This window comes from Oceanobacillus arenosus (assembly GCF_003369575.1).
Lineage (GTDB): Bacteria > Bacillota > Bacilli > Bacillales > Amphibacillaceae > Oceanobacillus > Oceanobacillus arenosus.
Window position 1 is genome coordinate 296,244 of record NZ_PIOC01000014.1, and the last position, 23,667, is coordinate 319,910.

Here is a 23,667-nt window from a genome sequence, read left to right on the forward strand (position 1 = left end):
ACAAAATCTTCTTGAAGAATTAATGCACCGTTCTCGTTACCGTATAGACATCTTTAATCTGCTTAATTCGTTCAACAACTTTTCTTAAGTGGCTCTTATTATGAATTAGAATCGTTATTTGGATAATCGCCATTTTATTACGATCCGACTTGCCATTTACATGGGTCAAATTCGTCTTCATCTCGGTTACAGCTTGTAATACCTCATTCAACAAGCCGCGACGATCATATGCAGTCACTTCTAAATCGACATGATACTGCAGATTATCTGTCTGCACGTTTTCCCATTCTACTTGCAAAAAGCGTTCCTTCGCCTCATCTGTTTGCACATTCGGGCAATCTGCACGATGGACTGACACGCCTCTACCTTTTGTAATGTAACCGAGAATTTCATCTCCTGGCACTGGATTACAGCATTTTGCTAATCGAATGAGTAAATTATCAACGCCTTTTACTTGAACCCCGGAATCACGCTTCTGCGATTGTTTTTGACTTACATCTGTTTTTACTTCTTCAATCGTTGTCTCAAGATCCTGTTCCTTTTGCTGGGATTCACGAATCTTATCGGTAAGCCTAGTAACGATTAATGCGGCAGTAATGCCTTGATAGCCTACCGCTGCAAACATATCTTCTTCACTAGTAAAATTAAACCGATCAAATATCCGCTGCAAATTGTCTGATACTAACACTTCTTTTGGATCAATGTTTAATGCACGGATTTCTTTATCTACTGCTTCTTTACCTTTTACAATATTTTCTTCGCGGCGCTGCTTTTTAAAATATTGCTTGATTTTACTTTTTGCTTGCGTCGTTTGCGCCATCTTTATCCAATCCTGTGATGGTCCATACGAATGATTGGATGTAACAACTTCAATAATATCGCCGTTTTTTAATGTATAATCAAGTGGCTCCATTTTTCCATTTATCTTCGCACCAATCGTTTTATTCCCTATTTCCGTATGAATCTTATAGGCAAAGTCGAGCGGAATTGATCCGGCTGGAAGCTCGATTACATCACCTTTAGGTGTAAATACGTAAACCATATCTGAGAATAAATCAACTTTTAATGATTCGATAAACTCTTCTGCATCATGGGAATCTGTTTGCCATTCAAGGATTTCTCTGAACAATGTAAGTTTTTCTTCAAACGATTTTTTTCTACCTTTTACCTGTTTTCCTTCCTTATACGCCCAGTGAGCTGCAATTCCATATTCCGCAATTTCATGCATTTCTTTTGTTCGAATTTGCACCTCTAATGGATCCCCTTTAGGACCAATTACAGTTGTATGCAAGGATTGGTATAAATTCTGCTTTGGCATGGCAATGTAATCTTTGAATCTTCCTGGCATTGGTTTCCAGTTTGTATGAATAATGCCAAGTACAGCATAACAGTCTTTAATACTATGCACAATAATTCGAATGGCGAGCAGATCGTATATTTCATTAAACTGCTTGTTTTGCTTCACCATTTTTTGATAAATGCTGTAGAGATGCTTCGGCCGACCGGATATTTCTGCACCAATCTTTACCTCATCAAGCTGCTTGTTTAGCTCCTCCACAACTTCTTTAATATACGATTCTCTTTCTTCCCGTTTTTGTTTCATTAATTGCACGATGCGATAATATTGTTGTGGGTTTAAATATCGTAATGCGGTATCCTCTAACTCCCATTTGATTGTAGAAATACCTAAGCGATGTGCTAATGGGGCAAATATTTCGAGAGTCTCATTGGAAATTCGACGCTGCTTCTCAGGTGGTAAGTGTTTTAATGTCCGCATATTATGCAATCGATCTGCAAGTTTAATTAAAATAACACGAATATCCTTCGCCATTGCAACAAACATTTTACGGTGATTTTCTGCTTGCAATACTTCTTTTGATTTATATTTAATTTTCCCTAATTTCGTCACACCATCAACGAGCATTGCGACTTCAGGGTTAAATGCTTCTTCTAAATTCTTTAATGTAACTTCGGTATCTTCGACGACATCATGTAGAAATCCACCAGCAATCGTTTCTGCATCCATTTTTAAATTTGTAAGAATACCAGCCACTTGTACAGGATGGATAATATAAGGCTCGCCAGACTTTCTAAATTGTCCATTATGTGCGTCCTTTGCAAAGTCATATGCACGTTGTATGAACGCAATATCTTCTGTAATTAGATATTTGCTTGCAAGCTGAATGATATCTTCTATTGTTATAATTTCTTCTTTTGCCATATTATCACCTTTATATTGTATCTTAATATAGTTGAATGTAGTATATTGTCGAATAAACATACTTGTTAAATATTTTTAATTATATGCTTTTCTTATTTACATGTCCATTTATATCATGAATTTGTTTAAATTTCTAACTAATTATTGAATTATAATAATAGGCCTGACTTTTCGTCAGACCTCTTCATCATCTTATTATTTGTAGCTAAGTAATGTTAGAACATCATAATCCTTAAGTTTGTCCATACCGTCAAGATAACCTAACTCAACAAGGAATGCACAACCAACAACAATACCGCCTAATTGCTCCACTAATTTGATTGTTGCTTCAATCGTACCACCAGTTGCGAGTAAATCGTCCGTTATAAGAACACGTTGTCCAGGTCTAATCGCATCCTTATGAATGGTTAATACGTTCTTACCATATTCCAAGCCGTAATCGACTTTGATAACTTCACGAGGAAGTTTTCCTTCCTTTCTCACCGGCGCAAAGCCGACTCCTAATGCGTAGGAAACCGGACAGCCGACAATAAATCCACGTGCTTCTGGTCCAACAACTATATCGATTTGCTTTTCTTCCGCAAATTCAACAATCTCATCCACTGCAGATTTGAATGCTTTCCCATCATTCATTAGTGGAGTAATATCTTTAAAGCTAATTCCTTCCTTTGGATAATTTTCCACGATTTCAATATATTGATTATAATCCATTTATTTCTTCCTCCTTAGGTATTTCCACACGGTTCATACAATCCTCGAACCACGTTTTCAGTTGTTCATAATTAGAGTAATACAAGTCTTTTTCAACTTTTATTTGGTTTACACGCGCTTGATAGGAAGGGGATTCACTTAAATCCTTTTTATCTGGACTAGGGTTAACATGTACAACGCCATTTTCTATTTTAACAAATCCCAATTCGAAAAACACTTTTGAGATAAAGATGATTCGTTCCTTCGTCCAGCCTTTTGCATTCATAATCGTCTGAATTTCCTGCCTCAAATTTAACACCTTACGTTTACGCACGAGTGCATAAAACCAAATAAATTCTTCCCTCGCTGGAAAGGCGGTTAAATATGCGCTGTGATCAATATGGAAGCATGCATGTATATTGTTTGGTTCCGTTTTTTGAACAATTTGCTTTAATAACCCTACATCCACTGGTAAATCATATATATATAATACATCTGTCTTCTCAAGTTCTTCTATCTCCACTTCATAGGAGATTTGGACTGCTGATTCGTGAGCAGGCATTATTTCATTTGCAAGCACTGCAATGGTCTCATTTATATAAGGAAGAATTTCAACTTGCTTCTTGCCTCGCTGATCATGTAATTGCCATTCTTCTATCTTCATATCCTTCAAGACGAGCTGTGCTTTTCGCTTACCATTCCATTCATTTATGCCTAATTCGCCGACTAATGTCAGTGGTGTATGGGGAGTAATATAGGAATATAAGTCACCCATGCCAAAGCCAATTCCCTCAACCTGCACATCCTCTTCATTAAATAATAATTTCAGATGATTTTTCTTCGCACCAATTTGCCGTGCATCTGCTGGTATTTCCTTAATTGCAAAGTTTGGCTTCGGGTTTTTCATTCCAAATGGTGCCAAGCGATTAATTTCATCGACAAGATTATCGTTTATATCGGTTAATTTTAATATAGCATTTATTTCAATTACTTGCCTAAAATCATCTGCTGTAAGTGCATCATGAATAAATTCGTTTAAGCTTTCTTGAATAATGGGGATATTCTCAGCTGGTAAAGTCATCCCTGCAGCTTGTGCATGACCACCAAAATGCGTAAAAAAGTCGCGTACCTTCATGCAATTCTTAAACAGGTCAAATGCGGGAATACTTCTTGCAGAACCTTTTACCTCTCCAGTTCCCGCTTTTTCTGTTAAGACGATTGCTGGACGATCATACTTCCGTACTAATTTGGATGCAACGATCCCAAGCACCCCTTCATTCCAGCCCGCCTTTTGGACGATGATAACCCCATTAGGATGGCCTTGTACCATCTGCTCTGCTTCTTTTACTATTTGGTTTACAATTTCTTGTCTCTTTACATTAATTCCTTGAATTTCTATAGCCATTTCATCTGCTAGAATTGGATCATCTGTCATCAATAGCTGGACAGCAAGATCTGCGTCCTGTAATCTACCTACAGCATTTAACCGTGGTCCAATCAGAAATCCTACATCCTCTTCGGTCACATTTCCCTCGATTTTACAAACCGCCTTTAATGCACGAATTCCTGGATTTTTTGTAATGGTGAGGGCGTGGAGCCCATAATATGCGAAGATTCGATTCTCGTCTACTAGTGGTACCATATCGGCTATCGTGCCAATTGCGACAAGATCGAGTAAATGCTTGGGAAAATAGCCTAATAATTGCTCTGCAAATTTAAATGCAACCCCTACACCTGCAAGCTCGTCAAATGGATAATCTGGTGAGCATTTTGGATGAAGAATTGCATATGCATCAGGTAATTCAACTTGGACTTCATGGTGATCGGTAATGATTAAATCGATCCCGAGTTGTTTGGCGATTGTCGCTTCATCTACAGCGGCAATTCCATTGTCAACCGTTACTATAACCGAATAGCCATTTTCATGTGCATCACGGAATGCTGCCTCATTTGGCCCATATCCTTCCGTAAACCGATTTGGAATATAATAATCACAATCTGCCCCTAATTCCTCCAACGTCTTAAGCATTACAGTCGTCGAGCTGACCCCATCAGCATCATAATCACCAAAAACAAGAATCTTCTCCTTCGATGCAATTGCCTGATGCACTCGATCTGCTGCCTTTTCAATCGAAGTAATCGTTATTGGATTATGTAAATTTTTAATATCAGGTGATAGAAATTGATTCGCTGCTTCTACAGTTGTAATCCCTCTTTGAACAAGTAGTTCTCCGATTACAGGAGTTACTCCTGGCAGTTCATTTATTAATGCTTCATTATTATGAAAATCCCTATATTGCCACTTTGCTTTACTTTGTAACATATATTCACCCCTGACCAATCTATTATACTAGAGAGTATCAGGGGTAGCAAATGAATGTATTTTAAAATAATTCATGCATTCCTTCTTAGCTCATTTGATTACTATCTGCTGGATTTACATCGATTGCCTCGATTATTCCGTTTTCCTCCAACTGTTTACGCATTTGGTTATTTTCTGCTTTCAACAGCTTAATCATCTTTTGCAACTGATAAACTTTTACAATTCCCGCTGCGGCGGTTATAATGCCGCCCATCAATACAGAGAATAAGATAACTAAAATAAGTGGAGATTCTCCTGACCAAAAAATATAATCGACTTCTACTGATTCAACGTTCATCACAGCAAAAACTGCGACAATAATCACTAACACAATAGCTAGAATAACATAGGTTTGACCTTTCATCGGACTTCCTCCTCTTTCTCTGTTTTTTTAGGGTCTTTATGATTTATTAGTTATAGTAGGATGCATTCCTTTTTCTATTTTATTTAAACAAAAAGATAGCCCCTTGTCACGCTTCTATCATAACAAGGAGCTTTCTTATTAAACCTGTGGACCATCGATCCGTTTCTTCGCCTTATATACGATTGGATTACTCTCAATCGTTCTACCGCGCCATACTAGCCATATTTGTGGTGCTACCATTAGGGATGAATAGACCCCAATTACGAGCCCAATCAACATGGCAAATGCAAATCCAGTAATCGCTGGTGCTCCCGCAAATAGAAAGACAACCACACCAAATATTGTTGTAATGGCAGTATTCATCGTTCTCGTAATCGATTGGACGACACTGCGGTTGACAATCGTCTCTAATTGTTTAAATGTTGTAATCCGTTTTTCTTTTCGTAAATTCTCCCGAAGTCGGTCAAAGATTACGACGGTATTGTTAATCGTATTCCCTACAATAGTCAGAATTGCAGAAACGATGATTAAATCAAATTCCAACTGGGTAATGCTGAATACCGCTAAGATGATAAAGGCATCATGGAATAGCGTAATGACCGATGTAACTGCTGCATAAAATTCAAAACGAATCGTCACATAGATGATCATAAACACCGCTGCAATTGCAACAGCATAGACCGCATTTTTCACTAATTCCTGACCAACAATCGGTGATACAACACTAACGGTTGGCTGATTACCATATTTTTCATTAAAATACTGTTGCACATCTTTTACATCTGTGTCAGAAAGCACCGTTGAAAATCGTGTGACAGCAATATTATTATTATCACCTGATAATACGATTGATTCCGGTTCGATTGAAAGATCAAGGAATCCAGCTTCAACTTCTTCTGCAGTTAAACTAGAATCCGATACAACTTCAATTCTCGATCCACTTGTGAAGTCAACCCCAGGATTAAATTGTAAGAATAAAATAGAAATGGCACCTAGAATGACCATAATGCTAGTAATGGAAAAGAACTTCTTTCGGTGCTTCGTAATATTCCACGTACGATTAAATACTTTTGGTTCAACAATGCTTGTATCTGCAATATCTCGAATATCAGCAAGCTTCACTGCAAACCACGTTTTCCGCTTGTTTAGCCATCCACTATGCACCCATAGTCCTAATAATAATCTAGTACCATAAATATTCGTAATAAAGCTTACAAGGATACTAATGATTAACATAGTCGCAAACCCTTTGACAGAGCTTGTCCCGAAAATAAATAAAACACCCGCAGCGATTAATGATGTAATATTAGAATCTAAGATCGCGCTAAAGGAGCTTTTCGAACCTGCTGTAAAGGAAGCTTTAATTGATTTACCAAGCCTTATCTCCTCTTTGATTCTTTCAAAGGTAATAACGTTTGCATCTACAGCCATCCCTACCCCAAGGATTAACCCAGCAATTCCCGAAAGTGTTAAGACTCCGTTCATTAATTGATAAACTAGTAGAACTAAGTATACATAGAAAATCAAATTAATCACGGCGATTAAGCCTTGGAATCGGTAAACAACTAACATGAAGAGAATAATAAATGCAATTCCAATTGCACCTGCGATCATCGTTTGATCTAGTGCTTGTTCCCCAAACTGAGCACCAACGGAATTAGAATAGATTTCTGTCATATGTACTGGAAGTGATCCAGAATTAATGATATCCGCTAATTGTTTTGCCGACTCGACAGTGAAATTACCGCTAATCATGACATTCGATGTATTAAGTGTCTCCGATACACGTGGTGCGGAAACAAACTTAGGTTCTGCTTTCGCTACTTCTGTTGCAAAAGAGTCCCCCTCTTTAAAGTCCATCCAAATGACGAGAAGGTTATTCGGCTCCCCCATTGCTGCAATTTTACTTGTAACATCAGCAAATTTGGCGGCATCCTTCAATTGAAGGGAAACGATTGGTGCATTTGTATTCGGATCGAAATCCTGTGATGCAGCACCTTCCTTAATATCTGAGCCATTTAACAATTCATTATCGTTAACATCACGGAAGGAAAGCTGTGCAGAGGTTGCCAGCATATCTCTCGCATCTGCTTGGTTGTCAACGCCTGCAAGCTCGACACGAATTCGATTCTCCCCTTCGATATTGATTACCGCTTCACTGATTCCCAATCGATTGACACGGTCATTTAACGTCTGTACCGTACCTTCTAATAATGATCTGGAAATCTGCTGATTTTCATCGACTGGTGTTACTTCGTATAAAATTTCAAATCCACCTTGTAAATCCAATCCTAAATTAATATTTTTTGCTACACCTGTTACCGTTAATCCAATAGTTCCTAAAAATACAATTACGATTAGGAAAAAGGCAGTAATTCTACCTTTGCTTTTCATCTACTGATTGCCTCCCTTAAGATGTCGGGTAATATATGTATGTATTTACTATGCTTCACTTCTACCTGTTAATGCTGCAATCGAAGCCATTAAGTCCTCGTTTTGGTAGGACTGAATCGTTAAGTAACTCAAATATATTCCTGAACCTAAATGAAAAATATCCTGTACAATTTCATGAATCCGTTTTTCCGGATCTCCCTTCCAAACCTTCTCGACGAGACATGACCATACATTTCCCGCAGTTGCTTGTGAATAACCCATCATTTGGAGTTCCGTTGCTTTACTGATCAATACTGGTTCCACCATCGCTTTCCACTCATTACATCGTTGAATAATCGCCATATTCCCCCTCCTATTCTCGGAGTTTTATTTGCTTGTCATGCTTGACCCACTACTTTGCATATATATCATTGTATAGCAATTTTTATTTTTTGAGAAGGTAGTTGACAAAAATGACGAAACAAACATTTCTGCAAGGCGCACTTATCCTAATATTTGCCGGAATGATTACACGCTTTCTTGGGTTTATCAATCGAATTGTTGTCGCAAGATTGATGGGTGAAGAAGGTATTGGAATTTATATGATGGCCCTTCCGACGCTTTTCCTAGTCATTGCTCTAACCCAGCTTGGTCTACCTGTCGCCATTTCTAAACGGGTTGCAGAGGCAGACGCAATGAACAACCAAGCGAAAGTGAAACAGATACTCATTGTTTCTTTAATCCTTACAGGTATTTCAAGCGTGATATTTACCACTGCGATGATTATTGCTGTTCCATTTATCGCAACAACATTATTAAACGATGACCGTACTTTGCTTCCTTTATTAGCAATAAGTCCGATCGTCCCAATCATCGCCATTTCCTCCGTACTCCGCGGATATTTTCAAGGAAAGCAAAATATGAAGCCACAAAGCTATTCCCAGGTGCTTGAACAAATCGTTCGAATTACCTGTGTCGCCTTTTTTGTAAATCTTCTGCTTCCTTTTGGATTAGAATATGCAGCTGCCGGTGCAATGTTTAGCGTTATTCTTGGTGAATTCGCCTCATTATTATACATGATTCTGTCATTTAGACGGAACAAAAAGATAAAAATCAGGAAGAACTTTTTTGCCTATCTCAAATCGAGTCAGACAACATTAAGGGAATTGCTTTCCATTGCACTCCCAAGTACAGGGAGTCGACTCGTTGGTTCGTTTTCTAATTTCCTTGAACCGATCTTAGTCGCACAAAGCTTGAGTATTGCAGGTTTCTCAAGTATCATCGCCACAAGGCTTTACGGGGAACTCACAGGTTATGTACTTCCATTACTTTTTCTACCTACATTCATTACCCATTCCCTATCGATTGCACTCGTTCCATCGATTGCTGAAGCCGATGCAAAGAGGCAGGAACAGTTAATTCACTACCGGATCCACCAATCCATTCGCATTTCCTTTGCTTCTGGTGCGATTGCAACAATCGTCATCTTCCTATTTTCTAGCGAGTTATTAACGTACATGTATGGAACAGACAATGCGAGTAAATATTTAATTTTGATGGCGCCCTTTTATATTTTACTGTATATCCAGGCACCACTTCAAGCAACATTACAGGCACTTGACCTTGCAAGACCAGCCATGTGGAACAGCTTAATCGGAGCATTTATGAAATTATTCATCCTCTTTTTTCTAGCATCAAATGCAAGCTTCGGCATTATGGGTGTTGCAATTGCGATGATTGTAGGCGTTGTTCTCGTAACACTGCTGCATTTAGCAACATTAAAGAAAGCAATTCAATATGCTATTCCATTAAAAGATATTTGTAAAATGATCTTCTTATTAGTTTCTACATGGGGAATTGGTGTTTTCCTAAGAGATTATTACCATACTCTACAAGCTAATATTTTCATATTTCTCCTAATCTTACTCGCGCTTATTGTTATCTATATTATTATTCTACTTTTATTAAAATTTATTACGAAAGACGAATTAAAGCAGATCCCATTCCTGCAAAAATTTGTTTCTTAGTTCTGAAGTTAATATTATCTTTAAAAACCTTCTATTTTAGATGCTGATGAATAAACTGTTAATAATCATGGACAAACATAAGGGAGGAATCGCAATGCAAAAACAGCTCTTCACTGCTTTATTGTATGGATGGATTGTTGTGTTTAGCTTAATTTTACTTTCAAGCATTATTCTTGCGTTATTATTTCGGTTTACAGCATTTGATGAAAATTCTTTATCATGGATTGCACTTACCATTGGATTTATAACATTATTTATTGGTGGATTCATTGCTGGGGCAAAAGGAAAAATGAAAGGTTGGATTATTGGTGGGCTGATAGGATTAGGCTTTACCCTTTTTACATTTTTAGTGCAATATTTAGGCTACCAGCATGGATTCTCAATGGAACAAACACTCACCCACTTAGGCTACATGGTCGCAGCAGTTATCGGCAGTGTAATCGGAGTGAATATCTTTGGAGCACATAATAAATAATATGGTTACTTTCTGAAAGATTTTGCTATTATCATGGGTGGTTAACTATTATTTTATAAAAAGTGCGGACTAGAGGCGACGTTGATTTCCGCTCTGGACAGTCACTTTCCGCGGGCAACGGCCAAGAGAGAGCGAAATGTTCTCTCATCCTATTTAGAAATGATTACATGAAAATAATTGCTCATTCCCAGCGAAGTGTATTTTCGGAGCGATTGGTCTAAGAGCACTCATCTCGTCCAGGGTAGTCCGCACTTTACATCAATAGTGACTAACAATACAAAACGAACAAACAAAAAAGAAGTTAATATCGATGTATTAACTTCTTTTTCTGGTCAACTATGTACTTTATTACCTAAATAAATGACTTTAGTTAGGTAATACACACTTCCCTTTATTTCATTACTACTGTTTGTTTACGTCACGGACTGCAGAACGATCAAACGTTAGTTTTGAACCACCTTCTGTAATCAAAACGACTGTACTTTCGTCAACTGCATGTACTGTTCCGTGTAAACCACCAATCGTTACGATAGTATCGCCCTTTTGTAGGCTACTTTGCATTTCTCTTACTTGCTTTTGACGTTTTTGTTGCGGACGAATAAGCAAGAAGTAGAAAATCACAAACATCAAGATAATTGGTGCTAATGAGATTAACATTTCCATCTAAATTCACCTCCTTTTTAGAAAACGTGGCGCACGCCTTAGCTGCACTTAAGTAGTAAGAAAATTATCATTATTTCTTAACTACCAAATAAAACATATCCTTTAAAAATTCTTAGCATCGGGTTTATTCAAACCATATTGTTCAAAGAATTCCTCTTTAAAGTCGCCAAGTCGATCTTCTTTTATTGCAGCTCGAACTTGCTCCATTAATTTTACCAGAAAATGCAGGTTATGATAAGTGGTAAGTCTAAATCCGAATGTTTCATTACATCTTATTAAGTGACGGATATATGCACGCGTATAATTTTTACATACATGACAATCACAGTTTTCATCGATTGGGCTAAAATCACGTGCATATTTCGCATTACGAACAACGAGACGACCATTCGATGTCATACATGTTCCATTGCGCGCAATTCTTGTTGGCAGTACACAATCAAACATGTCAATGCCCCGAATTGCACCATCAATTAAGGAATCCGGTGAGCCAACTCCCATTAAATATCTTGGTTTATTTGTAGGAAGTAATGGTGTTGTATGCTCTAACATCCGGTTCATAATATCCTTTGGCTCACCAACAGATAATCCACCAATTGCATAGCCTGGGAAATCAAGCGATACAAGGTCTCTTGCGCTTTGCGTCCGTAAATCTTCAAACTCTCCACCTTGAACAATCCCGAATAGACCTTGGACATCTTTACGATCATGGGCTGCTAAACAGCGTTCAGCCCACCTTGATGTTCTTTCCACAGATGCTTTCATATAATCATGGGTTGCAGGGAAGGGTGGACATTCATCAAACGCCATCATAATATCAGATCCTAATGCATTTTGAATTTGCATCGCTTTTTCTGGTGATAAAAAAAGCTTATCCCCATTTAGATGATTACGGAAATGTACCCCTTCCTCTGTAATCTCGCGCATATCGCTCAAACTAAATACTTGGAAGCCACCGGAATCGGTTAAAATAGCACCATCCCAGTTCATGAATTTATGCAGACCCCCTGCTTCACGGATAATATCCTCGCCAGGCCGCAGCCATAAATGATACGTATTGGAAAGAATAATCCGTGCATCCATCGAGTGCAGATCCTCTGGACTCATTGTTTTCACGGTTGCTAAAGTTCCAACAGGCATAAATGTTGGTGTATCAAATGATCCATGGGGAGTGTGCACTCGGCCAAGTCTTGCCCCTGTCTGTTTATCTGTTTTAATTAACTCATAGGTTATTGGTATTGTCATCTTTATTTTTCCTCTGCTTTCATTTCTATATGATTAACATTGCATCGCCAAAACTAAAGAAGCGATATTTCTCGTTTACTGCTTCCTTATATGCATGTAGTATTGTTTCACGGTCTACTAACGCACTCACAAGCATAATCAGCGTTGATTTTGGTAAATGAAAATTCGTGATTAGACCATCAATTGCTTTAAATTCATATGGCGGATAAATAAAAATATTCGTCCAGCCACTGGATTCCGTGAATGTTCCTTGATTATCTCTTGCAATTGTTTCAAGGGTTCTCGTTGAAGTCGTCCCAACAGAAATAATTCTACCCCCAGATGCCTTCGTTTGATTCAGGAGCTCCGCTGTTTCCTTTGTCATTTGGTAAAATTCGGAATGCATCTCATGGTCTTCAATTGTATCGACACTAACTGGACGGAATGTTCCGAGTCCAACATGAAGCGTAATAAATGCAATGTTGACGCCCATTTCCTTTATTTCTGCTAATAATTCATTGGTGAAATGCAATCCCGCTGTTGGCGCCGCAGCTGATCCTTCTTCTCTTGCATAAACCGTTTGATATCGTTCTTTTTCTGGTAATTGTTCTTTAATATAAGGAGGTAGCGGCATTTCCCCCAATTGATCGAGTATTTCGTAAAAAATGCCTTCATAGGAAAACTCCAGCACTCGACCACCATGATCCTTGAAATCTTTACAAACCGCAGTGAGTTTCCCATCACCAAACACTAATTCTGTGCCAACCTTAACCTTCTTCGCTGGCTTGGTCAATACTTCCCATGTATCGTTTTCCTCTTGACGGAGGAGTAAAACCTCAATCTTCGCTCCTGTATCCTTCTTAACACCATACAATCTTGCTGGCAGCACACGTGTATCATTTAATACTAAAGTGTCCCCTGCCTGCAAATACTGCATTACATCAGGAAAATGCTTATTAGCAATTTCCTTTGTTTCTCTATCGATTACCATTAAACGTGATGCAGTTCGATCCTTTAATGGGGTTTGTGCAATTAGTTCCTCTGGTAAATGATAATCAAAATCTTCTATATTCATTATAAATCGCCTAACCTTTCTTTATTTAAACCTACCAATAATGGCAAAAATAATCGTTAAAATAATACTAACAATGATCGATGTCATAAGTGGAAAATGAATCGAGGCATTGCCAATTTTAAAGCTAAAATCTCCAGGTAATCTGCCAATAAACGTCCAGATAACACCAATGATTAAAAAAATAATTCCAACAATGATGAAGAGTTTTCCCATGTCCATTATTCTTCTTGCCTATTGATTCCAAAATGTGCATATGCTTTCGGTGTAACAATTCTTCCTCTTGGCGTTCGCTGGATAAAGCCAAGCTGCAGAAGAAATGGCTCATACACATCCTCAATCGTTTGCGAATCCTCACCTATTGTTGCTGCAATTGTATCAAGACCAACTGGACCACCATTAAACCCTTCGATCATCCCTAATAGTAAGCGGTGATCGGTATGATCCAGACCTGCATCATCGACTTGCAGCATTTTTAATGCAAGGCTTGTCGTTTCTAAACTAATTTCTGCCTCTCCTTTTACTTGAGAGATATCACGAATTCGTTTTAATAAACGGTTAGCGATCCTAGGGGTCCCCCTAGAACGGCGAGCAACCTCTAATGCCGCTTCTTTTGTTATAGGCATTTCAAAAATATCTGCCGTTCGTTCGACGATTGCACATAAATCCTTTGTTTCATAAAACTCGAGCCTGCTCATTACTCCGAACCGATCGCGCAGTGGCGCCGACAATAATCCGGCACGTGTTGTTGCGCCAACTAGTGTAAATGGCGGCAAATCGATTCGAACCGATCGTGCACTTGGGCCTGTACCAATAACAATATCTAGAAAAAAGTCTTCCATTGCCGGATATAATACTTCCTCAACATTACGTGGAATGCGGTGGACTTCATCGATAAACAATACATCACCAGGTTCTAACGAGGATAGAATTGCAGCTAAATCACCTGCACGTTCAATTGCTGGACCTGATGTTGAACGAAATTGCACTCCCATTTCATTGGCGATGATTGCTGCGAGCGTTGTTTTCCCTAGCCCTGGTGGTCCATATAAGAGAACATGATCCAATGGTTCTTCGCGCATTTTCGCTGCTTGAATAAAGATTTTTAAGTTTTCCTTTACCTTATGTTGTCCGATATATTGATTTAATGTTGTGGGACGAAGGCTAAGCTCAATTGTAGCATCTTCGTTTTGCAATTCTCCTGTTACCATCCGCTCATCCATTGTTAACGTCCCCTCTTCTTATTTTTTCATTAATAGTGCTAATGCGTTCTTGATGATTTCATCTGTATTTTGGATATCCATTGCTTGTAGTTTTGGAATAACTGCTTTTATTTCACGATCCATGTATCCTAAAGCTTTCAGCGCTTCCTGTGCATCAGCAATTGCGAATGTATTGTAGTGGTCAGTTGATGGTGTATTATCTTGATTCTGGTCCATCGAGATTGATAGCTCCATCACTAATTTACCTTTTAAATCTAAAATAATTTGTCTCGCTGTCTTTTTACCAACACCAGGGAAGCTCGTAAGGAATTTATCATCTTCCCGTTCTACAGCCGAAACAAAGCCTGGAATATCAACAGATGCTAATATTGCTAGCGCACCCTTTGGCCCAATTCCAGAAACAGAGATCAATTTTTTAAATAAATATTTTTCATCCTCGTTCTTGAAACCGTATAAAACCAAGGTATCTTCTCGAACGTATTGATATGTATTTATCAAAACTTCCTCATTTAATTTTGATTGAAATGCAAAGGGATTTGCACAAATCAGTTCATAGCCAACGCCATGAACGTCTAGGATTAAGGATTCATCTTGAATGTTTGTAAGAATTCCTTTTATATACGCAATCATGTAAATAATACCTCCCATAGTTTAACATATTTTAGGTGAAAATAATAAAGTGAGCCATTATTTCTATTATCAAAGCTTGTCTGAAGTAATCAATGGTAATACAGCCAAGCAACTGCCCCAAAAAGTACACTTTACTTTCCGTGGTTTTTGGGGCGGTTGACTTCAAGCCCTACATTCAATAGCCAATCTGATTCTAAAGCGGGAAAACTTCTATTTCTACAGAAATAGAAGTTTCGATTTTGCAATATCTAATCCCCTTTGAATCAACTCATAAAGTAGATTCTAAATTATGATGGATGTCCTGAACATCTTCATTCTCTTCAAGTGTATCAATTAGCTGCTGCATTTTCTCTTCATCATCTTCAGAAACGGTATTATAATTTTGTGGAATTAACGTTACTTCACTTTCTTCGATTGAATAACCATCTTCTGTTAGTTGGTCAACCGCTTCTTGGAAAGCATCTGGTGTTGTGAAAATTTCATAAACACCAGTATCGGCTGTAATGTCCTCTGCTCCTGCTTCTAATGCTGCAAGTGTAAGCTCCTCTTCATCGATTAAGCCTTCTTCGTCTGTAATGACAATATACCCTTTCCGATCGAACATAAAAGATACACTGCCGTTTTCTCCTAAATTGCCATCATTTTTCTTGAATGCGTGTCTTACTTCCGCTGCTGTCCGATTCTTATTATCGGTTAAAACATTCACGATTACTGCAACCCCACCAGGTCCATATCCTTCATACGTTAGCTCCTCATAGTTTGCACCATCTAATGTTCCGGTTGCTTTCTTTATTGCACGCTCAATATTATCATTTGGCATATTATCTGCCTTCGCTTTATCAATTACCAGGCGGAGAGTAGCATTCGTTGTCGCATCCCCTCCACTCTCCTTTGCTGCTTTAAATATTGCTTTTGCATGACGCATAAAGATCTTCCCTCGTTTTGCATCCTGTGCGCCTTTTCTTTTTTGGATATTATGCCATTTAGAATGACCAGCCACAAAACATTCTCCTTTTTAATAAACTTAGTTGCATGTGAATAGCTAAAAATCTCCTACACTACTATATCAAATCCCATACGTTTAGAAAACCTTACTGTTACCAAGATGTTATATGGGAATTTCCGTCACATTTATTTGAAGTACACTACCCTTTATCATACCATAAGTTGTCCTCATTAAGGATAGAAAAAGAGACGATTCAAGTATCGTCTCCTTTTCCTTACTATTGCTCTTCCATTTCATCTTCATCTTCACGCATTGACATTGCTCCAGGATATGAAGGTGGTGTTGGATAAGAAAAATTTGCATCTCGCTGCATGCCAAATTGACCAGGGAACATTTGCTGTGTATTTAATACCGGCTGGTGATGAAACTCTGGATATGGCATTTGTCCTTGATACATTTGTTGTTCTGCTGCATAAGGGCTAACAGGTGTATTTGAACCACCACAGCCACAATCATTATCTTGCGGCATTTGCATTGCTGGCATTTGCATCGCTGGGAACATGTGATGATGCATCGGATGTGGTTGCATACACCCTTCAAGCATTATAGGATATGGGAAACATGGGTTAAAGTTTTGAACGCAGCAAGGATTCATTGGTTGATGATAAATCGGCATTGGCATTGGCATTGGCATCTGTGCTGGCATCGGCATTGGTATCGGCGCTGGCATTGGCATCGGCTTTGGCATCGGCGCTGGCATTGGCATCGGCGCTGGCATTGGCATCGGCGCTGGCATCGGCTTTGCTACTGGTGGTTGAACGGCTGGCTGAACCGCCTTCTCAACTGGTTTCGGCACTGGCTTTGGCACTGGTTTTGGTGCAGGCTTTGCTACGGGTTTTTCCTTCACATGTTCCTTTTTCTTCTCTTCTTTTGGATGATAATGATGAACAGGCATTGGTGGAAAATTAATCGTCGTATAGTTTTGGAAATCCTGCTCCATCACTGGCATTTGAATGATTGGTTGTAGTGGCATCTGCGGTACATGTTGAACTGGAACTTCGTGCTTGACTACGACATGTTCCTTATTATCATCCTCATGTATCACTGGCATTGCTTTTGGAGATGTTTCCTTGTATGGATGTTTCACCGTTTCTTTCGGTGTTTCCTTTACGTGCACTGTTTCTTTTTTTACAGTCTTCGTTGTACCCGGAATTTTTATTTTCATTCCTGGCATAATCATATCTGGACTGGCCAATTGTGAATTAAGATGTTTCAATTCTTCAAAATTTACATCATATTTTTTGGAAAGTTCCCATAGTGTGTCACCTTTTTGAACGATGTGTATTTTCAAAACGAACCGAACTCCTTTCATTACAAATTACTGGGCTAATTACTCTATATCAACATATGCAACGAAAAGATAAAAGTTGCCCGATTCGTAAAACAAACGTCACGACAGGTTAAAATATGGACATGAAAAACCGGCTCTAATTTAAACTAGAGCCGGTTTCCTTAAATATTTAAATGATATACGGGATATGTACCAAGAATGTCAACACTGCATCCCAATGCTTCTAACTCCTGCTTAACGCCCGGGAATAGTACATCATCATAGGTCTGGTCAACATCAATAATAAAGAAGTAATTTCCCAATCCCGTTTTCGTTGGTCGGGATTCAATCTTAGATAGGTTCATTTTCCGCCATGCAAATGCCGAGAGAATCTGATGCAGTGCACCAGACTTATCGCTTGGTAATGTAATCATCATGGTTGTTCGTTCTAATTTTGCTGGATGATTTATCGAAACAACTGATCGATCCTGTGCAAGTACTAGAAACCTTGTATGATTATTTGGATAGTCATGGATATTTTCCTTAACAATTTGCAACCCATATTCTTTCGCTGCAATAATATTGCCAATTGCAGCAATTGGCTCCTTGCTTTCACTTACTAATTCGGCAGCTTTCCCAGTTGAAGATGAAAATTGAATGTTTGCATCTGGCAAATGCTGATGAATAAATTGATGGCATTGTGCAATTGCATGGCTGTGCGAATGAACCTCTTTCAACGTACTTAATTCGCCAGAGAAATCTTTTCGAACTAATAAATGCTGTTGAATTGGTACAACAATTTCAGCTACTACTGGTAGTCGCACTTGATGCACAAGATAATCAACCGTTAGCTGTACGGTACCTTCGATCGCATTCTCCAATGGAACGACACCAATCTCAATTTTCCCTTGATCTACCGCGTCAATACATTCTGGAATTGTTGTAAAACTTCGTCTTTCCTCATCATTAAAAGCAGTATCAACCGCAAGTTTTGTAAATGTTCCTTTTGGTCCTAGATAGCCTATTGTTTTCATCATGTCTCCCCCTGTTGTACCTATACAAAAGCACTTTATATTTATAAGAATTAGGAAAGTATAAAAATTTCCAATTTAAATTTTTGTGAAAAGAGAAGCCACGTCCAGCTCCAGTGCCCCTAGCGAGACTTCCCTCACCTTCGTACGATATGTCTACATCGATTTGCTTACGCTCATCGTGTTTCCTTTATCTCCTTTGGTTCAGTCGAGTCCGTCCACAGCTCAAATGGCATTTACGCCTTTGTTCTCGATTATTCAACAAATTCAAACTCATATTCTAATAGTCGAACGGTGTCTCCATCCTTCGCACCGCGTTTTCGTAATTCGTCATCTATACCCATGCCACGGAGTTGACGTGAGAAACGACGGATTGCACCGTCACTGGAGAAGTTTGTCATCTTAAATAGTTTTTCTACTTTGGCACCATAAATCACAAACGCACCATCTGGGTCTCTTGTAATATCAAAAGGAGCGTCCTCTTTTTGGTAACGATAAACAACTTCTTCATCCGTATCTTCAATCTCTGGAGCAATTTTTGGTATGGCATCTAATAAATCCGCAATCGCAAATAAAATGTCGCGTAACCCTTCTCTTGTTAGAGCAGAAATTTCATAAACAGGGATATCCTCTGTTAATTTTTCTTTAAATGCTACCAAGTTTTCTTCTGCACCAGGCATATCCATCTTATTTGCCGCAATGATTTGCGGACGTTTCAATAGCATTGGATCGAATTCCTCTAGTTCCTTATTGATTTTTTGAAAATCATCATAAGGATCCCTAGCTTCCATGCTTGCCATATCTATCACATGCACAATTACTCTTGTTCGTTCTACATGTCGTAAAAATTGATGTCCTAGCCCAACACCTTCAGATGCACCTTCAATTAATCCTGGAAGGTCTGCCATTACAAAGCTTCGATGGTCACTTGTATCGATCACACCTAAATTCGGCGCTAAGGTTGTAAAATGATAATCCGCGATTTTTGGTTTCGCAGCACTTACAACGGAAAGTAATGTAGACTTACCAACACTCGGAAATCCAACGAGACCTACATCTGCAATTAATTTTAGTTCTACTCTAATATTTCTTTCCTTACCAGGCTCCCCGTTTTCTGCAACATCTGGAGCGGGGTTTCGTGGTGTAACAAATCGCGTATTCCCTCGTCCGCCACGTCCACCTTTAACGATAACGGCTTGCTGCCCTTGCGACGTTAAATCCGCAATGACCTCTTCCGTATCCTCATCAATAACCGTTGTCCCTGGTGGAACAGATATAATTAACGGTGCGGCGTTTTTACCGTGCTGAGATTTACTCATTCCATTCTCTCCACGCTTCGCTTTAAAATGGCGATTATATCGGAAATCCATTAAGGTATTCAAGCCTTCATCCACTTCAAAAATGATATCCGCACCATCTCCACCATCACCTCCAGCAGGACCGCCTAATGGAACATACTTTTCTCTTCGGTAGGCAACAAGTCCGTTCCCACCGTCACCAGCTTTAACATATACACTAGCTTGATCTACAAACATTATGATTCACCTCATCAATCAATTGGAATCAAAAAATAAGACTCCAGACGATTTTCTCTTTTATACACATGGAATTCATTTTCTAGGTTGCTATTAATCGTCTCGCTATTTGCTAATTCGACATGCCCATCAATTGAAAATTTTACTTCAATCTGTGAAGTTTCTCTTTTCTTTATTAAATCTAAGTTTACTTCATAAAGTGTCGATAAATTAGTAATCCTAGAAAAAAAATCCATAACTTTTTTACTTCGTTTTATTAATATATCATCAATCATGGATAATTGCGTGTTTTCTAAGTGAATATTGTATGTTAAACGAAAATTATCGTAGAGATTATTGAATCGAATAATCCATAAAATGAACTTTGGCGCTTTTAAACTCATTAATTTCCGTTCTTCTTCATAAAAGGAGAGTAATTCCTCAAACTTCTGCTCTACCTTTTCTATTTTTCCCATACTAACATAACCACTAATAATTTGTAAGTCGTTCATGATATCATGACGATAAAATTGTAAAACCTCAACAACTTCTTTTTCCTCCATTATTATTCCCCCCATTGCTATAAGAATTATAGCAGAAAATAATGGAAAATTCATTTTAATCCGGAATCACATCTTAATATGGGGATTTTTATATCACTATCAACACAAAATCCTGAATGAGAGTTAAATAGAAAAAAACTCCAACCAAAATGATTGATTGGAGTTTTAAATATACCGTTATTATGCTTCTTGTGCAACTGGGTACACACTTACTTTTTTACGATCTCGACCAAGACGTTCGAATTTCACGATACCATCTGCTTTTGCATAAAGCGTATCGTCTCCACCGCGTCCTACGTTCTCACCTGGATAAATCTTCGTTCCACGTTGGCGGTAAAGGATAGATCCTCCAGTAACAAACTGTCCATCAGCACGTTTAGCGCCTAGGCGTTTAGAATGGGAATCACGACCGTTCTTTGTACTACCAGCACCTTTTTTCGTAGAGAAAAATTGTAAATCTAGACGTAGCATAGTTTTGCACCTCCTAGTTATGTTCTACTTTAATAAACTTGCTATACTCAAGTTCAATCGATTTTAAGGAAACAAGCATCCCTTCAAATAGAAGCTGTACTTTAGCCATTATCTCTGGTTCAAGTGACGGTGGGACGATTACATGTAAATAACCACCCTTAGCACCTTGCTCTATTTGCAGGTCTACAAGACACAATTCCAGCACTGCATTCACGGTGCCAATCGATACGGCAGAAACACCGGCACATACTAAATCATAGCCATATGGACCACTTTCTGCATGTCCAGTTAGTTTAAATGCTGTAATTTGATTTTCTGACCTTGATACAGTGACACGAATCATGTTAATTATCCTTATAAATTAATTTTTTCAATAACTAATTTCGTATATGGTTGACGGTGACCTTGTTTACGATGATAGTTTTTCTTCGCTTTGAATTTAACAACAGTTACTTTCTTTTGACGACCTTGTTTTTCAACTTTAGCCGTTACTGTAGCACCTTCAACGTAAGGAGCACCGACTTTAACGTCATCTCCACCAACGAAAAGAACTTTATCAAATGTTACAGAGTCATTTGCTTCAGCAGAAATTTTTTCAACGAAAATTTCTTGACCTTCTACAACTTTAACTTGCTTACCACCTGTTTCAATAATTGCGTACATACTTGCACCTCCTTAATAAACTCAGACTCGCCATGCAGGTACTCAAAAAATCAAGTTTCTTTCACCTGGTCTGTGCGGTTGTAGCACTGGTGCTACGATGAATAACGTATTGATGTTACCATGTTTTAGGTATTGTTGTCAAGCATTGTTCCTGATTTTTCTATTCATGATATCGGAATGCTTCTCCTATCGTTTGATTATGCTGATCATCATAAAAATAACTTCTTAAACAATCATTTTCATCGATAACAATCCGCCGTTCATCTGGGTAGGTAATATAGATTGGATGTTTCTTTTCTCGTTTAAAATAAGAAAACACATCCATAAATGTGCTATTTGCCGAGGCTTTAATGGGCTGAATCATCTGAACCGACGAAATTCCTTCATATCGGTTCAATAAAAATCGGATAAAAATATAATAACGCTGCTTCCATTCTGTTCGATTTTCTAGAAAAATAAAGACCATAATAAAGAGCGCACTTAGAGTAAATGGAAAGAATAAAAGCTGAACGGCGATGATCGCAAACGTTAATCCTATTGAAACAAGTATAATGGATTGATGTGCCTGTTTATATGGCATCCTTGCAGAAAAAACAAGAAATAAGAGTTTTCCACCATCTAGTGGCCAAATCGGTAATAAATTAAATAAAAAAATTGTCGAGTTGTAATAAAAGGCTATTTCCAATACAGATGCTGGAGCTAAATGAAACGTTGACAAAAGAAAAAGCATGAGGTAAACAATGATATGCTGACTTGGTCCTGCAAGCGTGACAAGGATTTCTTCCTTTATCGGCTTAGTGCCATGTTCATCCGTATCCATTACACCACCAAATACCCAGAGCATGATTCCCCTTATCCGCCAATTTAAGCTACTTGCCATTGCATAGTGACCGAGCTCATGAAATAACACGAGTGCGAGGATAATCGTTAACTCTGTAAATGTACCAGTAAGCAGTGAAATAATAATAAATAGATATAGAATAGGATGGATTTTAATCTTTGGTAAACCCTTAACGAAGGTCATCAACTTGAATCACCTGAACCGGATCGACATAATGATTATCCTTCTCAATTGAAAAATAAACAGTCGCACTCTCCTCTGTTGGTGCAAATTGTCCGATTTTTTGGTTGCTGGCAACATATTGGTATACATGAACATCAATTTTACTTAAAAATCCATAGCTAGAAATACTATTATCGGCATGCTGGACGACAACGGTTTTGTTCGTATCACGGTCATTACCTGCAAAAACGACGATACCTTCATGCATTGCAGACACATCTGCCACTGTACCAGGCTCAATCCTTATTCCCTCGCCACTAAATGTTTCTGTAATATTTCCACTCACAGGAAGTGCCATTAATTCTTGTTCATTAGGATTGTCCACATTTTCTGGAGAAAACGCTAACGGTGCCCCAAATGTATCCCTATACCATACATTCACTTTTGCAAACGGAAATTCTTCTTTTAATACACTACTTGTCCATTCTTTTGGAGCTTGGAGGCTTGATGCGTCAATTTGCCATAGTAAGGCAATGCCGAAGAAAAGCATCGTTGAAAGAAGCGCCCTTAAGATAATACCCGAAGAAATCGGCTTTTCACTCACTCGCCCCTCGCTATTACTTGTATTAGGAAAAGTTGGGTAATAGCCATGTTTCTCTTCCTCTTCAGGAATAATAGGAAAAATCTGCCCTTGTTCTTTTTCCCTTGGAATTACACCACGAAGCTTCTTGCGTTGTTCGATTGATTTACGAACCTTATTAACTCCTTTATCCATTCATCTCATCCTTCATATACATTTGTACAAGTATATGATTGAGATAT

At 38.4% G+C, this 23,667-nt stretch carries 24 protein-coding genes and 1 other annotated feature; of the genes, 2 read left to right on the forward strand and 22 right to left on the reverse strand.

All coding sequences use genetic code 11. From position 1 onward, the window contains the following. Positions 1–19 precede the first annotated feature (19 nt). The 6 genes from CWR48_RS09645 to CWR48_RS09670 form a co-directional block, all read right to left on the reverse strand. On the reverse strand, positions 20–2,221 hold the full coding sequence (locus tag CWR48_RS09645) for a RelA/SpoT family protein (protein WP_115773018.1): 2,202 nt from the start codon (positions 2,219–2,221) through the stop codon (positions 20–22). A gap of 195 nt (positions 2,222–2,416) precedes the next feature. Continuing rightward, entirely contained in the window at positions 2,417–2,932 is a 516-nt protein-coding gene (locus CWR48_RS09650) for an adenine phosphoribosyltransferase (protein WP_115773019.1), read from the reverse strand. Then, positions 2,922–5,234 (reverse strand): single-stranded-DNA-specific exonuclease RecJ, encoded by a 2,313-nt coding sequence (gene recJ, locus CWR48_RS09655; RefSeq protein WP_115773020.1) that lies wholly within the window; start codon positions 5,232–5,234, stop codon positions 2,922–2,924. Before recJ ends, CWR48_RS09650 begins: the two co-directional genes overlap by 11 nt. A gap of 85 nt (positions 5,235–5,319) precedes the next feature. Next, the gene (locus CWR48_RS09660; RefSeq protein WP_115773021.1) at positions 5,320–5,637 is read right to left on the reverse strand and encodes a LapA family protein; all 318 of its coding nucleotides are present in this window, start codon (positions 5,635–5,637) and stop codon (positions 5,320–5,322) included. 138 nt (positions 5,638–5,775) lie between these two features. Then, entirely contained in the window at positions 5,776–8,031 is a 2,256-nt protein-coding gene (secDF, locus tag CWR48_RS09665) for a protein translocase subunit SecDF (protein ID WP_115773022.1), read from the reverse strand. A 48-nt stretch (positions 8,032–8,079) separates the two neighbouring features. Further along, positions 8,080–8,373, reverse strand: a complete 294-nt coding sequence (locus CWR48_RS09670; RefSeq protein ID WP_115773023.1) for a post-transcriptional regulator — start codon at positions 8,371–8,373, stop codon at positions 8,080–8,082. A gap of 110 nt (positions 8,374–8,483) precedes the next feature. Here CWR48_RS09670 and spoVB point away from each other — a divergent pair, with 110 nt between their 5' ends. Then, entirely contained in the window at positions 8,484–10,037 is a 1,554-nt protein-coding gene (gene spoVB, locus CWR48_RS09675) for a stage V sporulation protein B (protein WP_115773024.1), read from the forward strand. A 94-nt stretch (positions 10,038–10,131) separates the two neighbouring features. Beyond that, positions 10,132–10,512 (forward strand): TIGR04086 family membrane protein, encoded by a 381-nt coding sequence (locus tag CWR48_RS09680; protein ID WP_115773025.1) that lies wholly within the window; start codon positions 10,132–10,134, stop codon positions 10,510–10,512. Between the two features lie 402 nt (positions 10,513–10,914). On the opposite strand, the gene yajC is transcribed toward CWR48_RS09680, so the two are convergent. The 16 genes from yajC to CWR48_RS09760 all read right to left on the reverse strand — a co-directional run bounded on the left by yajC (position 10,915) and on the right by CWR48_RS09760 (position 23,620). Further along, entirely contained in the window at positions 10,915–11,175 is a 261-nt protein-coding gene (gene yajC, locus CWR48_RS09685) for a preprotein translocase subunit YajC (protein ID WP_115773026.1), read from the reverse strand. 102 nt (positions 11,176–11,277) lie between these two features. Beyond that, positions 11,278–12,420, reverse strand: a complete 1,143-nt coding sequence (gene tgt / locus CWR48_RS09690) for a tRNA guanosine(34) transglycosylase Tgt (RefSeq protein ID WP_115773027.1) — start codon at positions 12,418–12,420, stop codon at positions 11,278–11,280. Positions 12,421–12,445: 25 nt separating this feature from the next. Further along, positions 12,446–13,474, reverse strand: coding sequence for a tRNA preQ1(34) S-adenosylmethionine ribosyltransferase-isomerase QueA (queA, locus tag CWR48_RS09695; protein ID WP_115773028.1), 1,029 nt, complete (start codon positions 13,472–13,474; stop codon positions 12,446–12,448). A gap of 21 nt (positions 13,475–13,495) precedes the next feature. Then, entirely contained in the window at positions 13,496–13,687 is a 192-nt protein-coding gene (locus CWR48_RS09700; RefSeq protein WP_170140734.1) for a DUF2905 family protein, read from the reverse strand. Between the two features lie 5 nt (positions 13,688–13,692). Continuing rightward, the gene (gene ruvB / locus CWR48_RS09705; protein WP_115773030.1) at positions 13,693–14,694 is read right to left on the reverse strand and encodes a Holliday junction branch migration DNA helicase RuvB; all 1,002 of its coding nucleotides are present in this window, start codon (positions 14,692–14,694) and stop codon (positions 13,693–13,695) included. Between the two features lie 18 nt (positions 14,695–14,712). Further along, positions 14,713–15,324 carry a Holliday junction branch migration protein RuvA gene (gene ruvA / locus CWR48_RS09710; protein ID WP_115773031.1) on the reverse strand — a complete coding sequence of 204 codons (612 nt, stop codon included), beginning with the start codon at positions 15,322–15,324 and terminating at the stop codon, positions 14,713–14,715. Between the two features lie 268 nt (positions 15,325–15,592). Further along, a complete protein-coding gene (locus CWR48_RS09715) occupies positions 15,593–16,324 on the reverse strand; it encodes a YebC/PmpR family DNA-binding transcriptional regulator (RefSeq protein ID WP_115773032.1) in 732 nt (243 codons plus the stop codon). A gap of 223 nt (positions 16,325–16,547) precedes the next feature. Continuing rightward, positions 16,548–17,621 carry a SafA/ExsA family spore coat assembly protein gene (gene safA, locus CWR48_RS09720; RefSeq protein WP_170140735.1) on the reverse strand — a complete coding sequence of 358 codons (1,074 nt, stop codon included), beginning with the start codon at positions 17,619–17,621 and terminating at the stop codon, positions 16,548–16,550. A 161-nt stretch (positions 17,622–17,782) separates the two neighbouring features. Next, positions 17,783–18,634: a prephenate dehydratase gene (pheA, locus tag CWR48_RS09725; RefSeq protein ID WP_115773034.1), complete on the reverse strand. Its 852-nt coding sequence runs from the start codon at positions 18,632–18,634 to the stop codon at positions 17,783–17,785. 251 nt (positions 18,635–18,885) lie between these two features. Continuing rightward, positions 18,886–20,166, reverse strand: coding sequence for a GTPase ObgE (obgE, locus tag CWR48_RS09730; protein WP_115773035.1), 1,281 nt, complete (start codon positions 20,164–20,166; stop codon positions 18,886–18,888). Between the two features lie 14 nt (positions 20,167–20,180). After that, positions 20,181–20,708 carry a Spo0B domain-containing protein gene (locus CWR48_RS09735; RefSeq protein ID WP_170140736.1) on the reverse strand — a complete coding sequence of 176 codons (528 nt, stop codon included), beginning with the start codon at positions 20,706–20,708 and terminating at the stop codon, positions 20,181–20,183. Positions 20,709–20,888: 180 nt separating this feature from the next. After that, complete coding sequence (gene rpmA, locus CWR48_RS09740; protein ID WP_115773037.1) at positions 20,889–21,179, reverse strand: 50S ribosomal protein L27; 291 nt, start codon at positions 21,177–21,179, stop codon at positions 20,889–20,891. A gap of 13 nt (positions 21,180–21,192) precedes the next feature. After that, positions 21,193–21,522 (reverse strand): ribosomal-processing cysteine protease Prp, encoded by a 330-nt coding sequence (locus CWR48_RS09745; RefSeq protein WP_115773038.1) that lies wholly within the window; start codon positions 21,520–21,522, stop codon positions 21,193–21,195. A gap of 11 nt (positions 21,523–21,533) precedes the next feature. Beyond that, positions 21,534–21,842 carry a 50S ribosomal protein L21 gene (gene rplU, locus CWR48_RS09750; RefSeq protein WP_115773039.1) on the reverse strand — a complete coding sequence of 103 codons (309 nt, stop codon included), beginning with the start codon at positions 21,840–21,842 and terminating at the stop codon, positions 21,534–21,536. A 13-nt stretch (positions 21,843–21,855) separates the two neighbouring features. Further along, positions 21,856–21,932: a sequence feature (ribosomal protein L21 leader region), on the reverse strand. Positions 21,933–22,002: 70 nt separating this feature from the next. Then, positions 22,003–22,866: a M50 family metallopeptidase gene (locus CWR48_RS09755; RefSeq protein ID WP_115773040.1), complete on the reverse strand. Its 864-nt coding sequence runs from the start codon at positions 22,864–22,866 to the stop codon at positions 22,003–22,005. Next, a complete protein-coding gene (locus tag CWR48_RS09760) occupies positions 22,853–23,620 on the reverse strand; it encodes a M23 family metallopeptidase (protein ID WP_115773041.1) in 768 nt (255 codons plus the stop codon). Before CWR48_RS09760 ends, CWR48_RS09755 begins: the two co-directional genes overlap by 14 nt. Positions 23,621–23,667 lie beyond the last annotated feature (47 nt).

Coding starts and splice junctions, on each gene's coding strand:
- yajC (WP_115773026.1), bottom strand. CDS start 11,175: ATGGAAATGTTAATCTCATTAGCACCAATTATCTTGATGTTTGTGATT.
- CWR48_RS09680 (WP_115773025.1), top strand. CDS start 10,132: ATGCAAAAACAGCTCTTCACTGCTTTATTGTATGGATGGATTGTTGTG.
- ruvB (WP_115773030.1), bottom strand. CDS start 14,694: ATGGATGAGCGGATGGTAACAGGAGAATTGCAAAACGAAGATGCTACA.
- pheA (WP_115773034.1), bottom strand. CDS start 18,634: ATGAAAACAATAGGCTATCTAGGACCAAAAGGAACATTTACAAAACTT.
- spoVB (WP_115773024.1), top strand. CDS start 8,484: ATGACGAAACAAACATTTCTGCAAGGCGCACTTATCCTAATATTTGCC.
- CWR48_RS09760 (WP_115773041.1), bottom strand. CDS start 23,620: ATGGATAAAGGAGTTAATAAGGTTCGTAAATCAATCGAACAACGCAAG.
- secDF (WP_115773022.1), bottom strand. CDS start 8,031: ATGAAAAGCAAAGGTAGAATTACTGCCTTTTTCCTAATCGTAATTGTA.
- queA (WP_115773028.1), bottom strand. CDS start 13,474: ATGAATATAGAAGATTTTGATTATCATTTACCAGAGGAACTAATTGCA.
- CWR48_RS09670 (WP_115773023.1), bottom strand. CDS start 8,373: ATGGCGATTATTCAACGATGTAATGAGTGGAAAGCGATGGTGGAACCA.
- CWR48_RS09755 (WP_115773040.1), bottom strand. CDS start 22,866: ATGACCTTCGTTAAGGGTTTACCAAAGATTAAAATCCATCCTATTCTA.
- CWR48_RS09660 (WP_115773021.1), bottom strand. CDS start 5,637: ATGAAAGGTCAAACCTATGTTATTCTAGCTATTGTGTTAGTGATTATT.
- tgt (WP_115773027.1), bottom strand. CDS start 12,420: ATGACAATACCAATAACCTATGAGTTAATTAAAACAGATAAACAGACA.
- obgE (WP_115773035.1), bottom strand. CDS start 20,166: ATGTTTGTAGATCAAGCTAGTGTATATGTTAAAGCTGGTGACGGTGGG.
- CWR48_RS09700 (WP_170140734.1), bottom strand. CDS start 13,687: ATGGGAAAACTCTTCATCATTGTTGGAATTATTTTTTTAATCATTGGT.
- recJ (WP_115773020.1), bottom strand. CDS start 5,234: ATGTTACAAAGTAAAGCAAAGTGGCAATATAGGGATTTTCATAATAAT.
- CWR48_RS09745 (WP_115773038.1), bottom strand. CDS start 21,522: ATGATTCGTGTCACTGTATCAAGGTCAGAAAATCAAATTACAGCATTT.
- rpmA (WP_115773037.1), bottom strand. CDS start 21,179: ATGCTACGTCTAGATTTACAATTTTTCTCTACGAAAAAAGGTGCTGGT.
- CWR48_RS09645 (WP_115773018.1), bottom strand. CDS start 2,221: ATGGCAAAAGAAGAAATTATAACAATAGAAGATATCATTCAGCTTGCA.
- CWR48_RS09735 (WP_170140736.1), bottom strand. CDS start 20,708: ATGGAGGAAAAAGAAGTTGTTGAGGTTTTACAATTTTATCGTCATGAT.
- ruvA (WP_115773031.1), bottom strand. CDS start 15,324: ATGATTGCGTATATAAAAGGAATTCTTACAAACATTCAAGATGAATCC.
- CWR48_RS09650 (WP_115773019.1), bottom strand. CDS start 2,932: ATGGATTATAATCAATATATTGAAATCGTGGAAAATTATCCAAAGGAA.
- rplU (WP_115773039.1), bottom strand. CDS start 21,842: ATGTACGCAATTATTGAAACAGGTGGTAAGCAAGTTAAAGTTGTAGAA.